Genomic DNA, 3,998 nt, shown 5'->3' with positions numbered 1-3,998 from the left:
CCCACACAGTAGGCGTAAGCATTGATTCCACCCGCTCCAAAGGGACTCATCGTATCAGGACAGGTAAAGCGCATCAATACCGGACTGTAAGCGCGATATCCGTTGCCCAAGTGATAGTGTCCGCTGATGGGATCTTTTCGCTCTGCATTATAAGCAGGTAAAAGCGATTCAGATTCTCCTTGTCCGTAAGGACCAAATTCGTGTAATTCACCTTGAGCGTCACTGTTTTTTACCGACCACAACAAACTCTGATTCTGTCCACCAGCGGTCAGGGTTGTTTCATCGTCTTGATGCACGGCCATACAACTTGCTCCACTTTTTATCCAACGCACTTTTTTGTCGTCTTCCACCACTACTTGGTTGACTAATTCTCCACCTCGGTAGTACAATTGACAGTTCTTATCACCTTCTATCGTTTGATTAATAAGCTGATTAACCGCATTGTATTGATAGTTGCTATCCGCTTGTCCCTCAACCTGAATCAATCGCCCCAAGGCGTCATAACTCAATAGGCGTCCTACTTCATCCAAAGTCATGCGACCACAAGTGTCGTATTCCAAGTCAATGACTGCGGGATACAACGGGTTTGAATGAGTCACTTGGGAGAGTTGCGTCGGATCTTGGGGGTTGTTATAGTGATAATAGGCTACATCCACCTGCTGATCTTCCAAGGTAGTTTCCACAGATAGCAAATTATTTAAGGCATCGTATTGGTAGGCTTGTTTGCAGAACTTATGTCCATAGCCATCCGATGGAAATTCACTGCCATTGATGGTGTATTCCACTAGGCGATTGCGCACATCATATGCATAGTCTTCCGCTTTGATTATCACGCCGTTTAACTGAGTTACCTGTCTATCCAACAATCCATTGTCCAGCCATTCTCGTTCCAGTCTCAATTGACTGCCCTTGCTATCGGTTAGTAGTTCTACATGGGGTTGATTGAACTCGTTGTACTCAAACTGGGTGTCGATGTTAGTGGTTGAATTTCGGTCTTGTACCGACTTTCGAATTAATCGCCCCAAACTGTCATAGGATAAATTGGCGGTAATATCCCGATCGACAATGCGCGCTACTCGTCCGTGTTGATCGCGTTCATAGCGCGTTTGGGCTCCTGTGATATCGCTGTGAAAAGTAGGTTCTCCTCTTAAAGTCCATTGGTAATCGGTATCATAGGAATCCCCATTTACTGTGATAGTCTCTGCTTTGAGTCGCCCTAAATCATCCCACTCCTGCTGATTGACAGCCTCGGCTTCTATTGCTTCCAGCAACTCTCCAGTGGTGGAATCATACTCAAAGGATTGCACAATTCCATCGGTTTCCATTTGACTTATAACGTTGCCTAGTTCGGGAATGTATTCATAGTAGATTTCCGTCCCATCGGGTTGAATCACCGTAGCAGGCACAGGAGAGCTTCCTTCATAGAGGTATTCCGTTGTACGTCCTCCGGTTTGTTGTACCAATAAACGCCCCAAGCTGTCAAAGGTTTGTTCACCCAATAGCCACTGTTCTCCATCGGGACTTGTCACGCGAATAGCCGCTATTTCCGTCCCAGTTAGAAAGGGAACATAGGCGTATTCCAATACGGTGCCATCGGCATGGGTTTGGGTGAGCACACGTCCATAGGCGTCATAGGTGCGTTCCACGCTGTGTCCCAGGGCATCTACTTCCTCGCGCAAGCGTCCCAATCCATCCCAATAATACAAGTTTGTAGCAACTACTTGTCCTTGTAAATTGAGACGCTCTTCTTTCTCAAGGAGTTGACTCTCTGGATACATCGTTTTCCTCCACTGCCCACTGCGCATAGAGCCTCCACTTTGCCAGCGCATGGTGGTTAAAGCCACGGGGTTAGTCTGTTCATGAGCCATTATCCCATTGGTGAAATGCAATACCGACATCTGCCCCCAATCGTCATAGCCGATATCCGTTTGGATGGCATAACTCGTGGATTGATTACCAGCGGTTTGTACATCTTTTACCTTTTTATACTTAAGTGCTCCTCCTACCTGGTATCCTTGTTCCAAGATTTCCTGCCAGGTGCCGGTGCCCTCTCGATCGAATCCAGATTTGCTAATCTCTCGACCAAAGCCGTCAAAGTAAACTTTCGCCTGATTGCCCAAAGCATCTGTATAATAAGTAACAGGACCCTGAGGGGTGAGCTCATACACCCAATCGCTCGTATTTTCATAAGCCGTTGCTTCTGCATGGGTTGTACTGAGTATTCTACCTAGAGAATCATAGGTATAAGACGTAACAATCCCTTGTGCACTAGTTTCCCCTAAAACTCGTTGTGCCCAAATACTGTACGTCGTACTGGTACTGGCCTCACACCCATCGTGTCCCGTAAAAATGGTTTCTTGTGTCAGTTCATCCCCATCCACATCAAACTCAAAAGATTGATAGGAATCATAAGCCGAGCCATATTCGCCTTGGGGGTATAATTTGTCGTGAATAAAAATCATGCGTCCGTAATCCAGACAATCGGGATCTTCTTCATAGTCGAATAAACGGGATTGCAATAACTCCCCATCGCTGTATTTCCAAAGTTGACTCGGCACAATCAAGTCTGAATCTCCCAAATTGTCGTAGCAATAGCGCTCGCCTTGGATGGGGGTATCGTAATCGTTCTGATTGGGCGTGGTAATGCTTTCCTTTAAAAAGCGCACAAATCCGTTGACCTCAGCCGGACAGTCGTCCTCGCCATCCGCATCGTACCAAGTCAGCTGCGTTTGACTCCCATCGGGTTGGATTTCCAAAGTGGGATTCCCATGGCTGTCGAACTCCGTCAAATGCTCCTCTTCGCGAACTCGGTTTTGAGTATCTCGCCAAAGGGTTCGCTTGCTTTTGACCAACTGAAATTGTGCGGGTTGATCCTCAAAGGGAATACCGACAATCGCGTAGTATTCCAAGTGAACCAAAATACTATTCACCCCACTAGAGGAACGAAAAGTGGTGTGTTCACGCGTATTGAGGTGAAAGTTGTTATAGGTGCGCTCTACCTCAATGGTCAAGTTTCCTTTCGTCGTCGTCTCGGTTGATCCGTAGGTATACGCGTTTAATATGCGATACAGATTGTCTTGATTGGCATAAAAAGTAATATCCGAGCCATAGCCCAAATAGTTAGAACTCGTATAGCGATACGAAGAGGATTCTTCAGGCTGACCATTCCCCGGTTTTCGGATATGGCGAATCGCACCACTTAAAGCCGGAAGTTGTGTACTTTCTCCAGGAGGGAAGCGAAAAATACCTGCTTGATAAAACACTTGTTCCTCTAAGCCCGTGGGGTGTTTGATGTAATTAATCACCTGATCTGATGTATAGCCCAAATGCCAACGGTAATTCTCCTCCACTTGAATCACTTGTTTTAAAAGGCGATCCGTCAGCACCAGTGCTATGGAGTATTCATCGGGAGAATCAGGATAAACGCTTACAACAGGACGATGAATATCATCGTAGTCAATCGACAACAAACAGTGATGCGCATCTGATAGACGCAAAAGAGAATGAAATCGGTCCATCGCCCAATCTAGCTCCACGTAATGACCCATGTAGGTTTCGATGCGCTTGGTCTTTTTTAGCGAATATCCAGAAGAAGGACCCTCGAGAATCTCGACTACACCCGATTTATATGTCACTTTGTAGTAATCGGCAAAACGCTCAAAAACAAAATTGTGTAATTTCTTCTGTTTGACGGTAAATTCCATCGAGTTATCTTCCATCAAATACTGCTCACCTGAAGATAAGCGAAGGAGTTTACTCTCCTGATCATAGGTGGTAAATGGCAAGCCAAATCCGAGGCCAAAACCCTCGTCTTTTGTGCTAGACGAATGACTCCTTAAGGTGAAATCAATCTCGGGACCAAATCCATAGTTCGCATTGATATTAGCCAAGGGAAGACTCAAAGTAAAAGCTCCTGTTCGAGGATCAATACCCGTTTGCTGAGCGCCAATAAAGTTCTGGCTTTGTGAAAAAAAATCTTTCATAGACATATTGTATTA

General features: G+C 45.7%; 1 protein-coding gene. It reads right to left on the bottom strand.

Features of this window, described 5'->3' with window-relative positions:
• On the bottom strand, positions 1-3,983 hold a 3,983-nt coding region (locus HX004_RS17625; RefSeq protein WP_286444166.1), incomplete at its 3' end, for an RHS repeat-associated core domain-containing protein.
• Positions 3,984-3,998 lie beyond the last annotated feature (15 nt).

The sequence above is a fragment of the Myroides sp. 1354 genome (assembly GCF_030324495.1).
In the GTDB taxonomy this organism is placed as follows: domain Bacteria; phylum Bacteroidota; class Bacteroidia; order Flavobacteriales; family Flavobacteriaceae; genus Flavobacterium.
The sequence above is the reverse complement of the archived record's forward strand: the minus strand, read 5'-3'. Positions and strand labels throughout refer to the sequence as shown.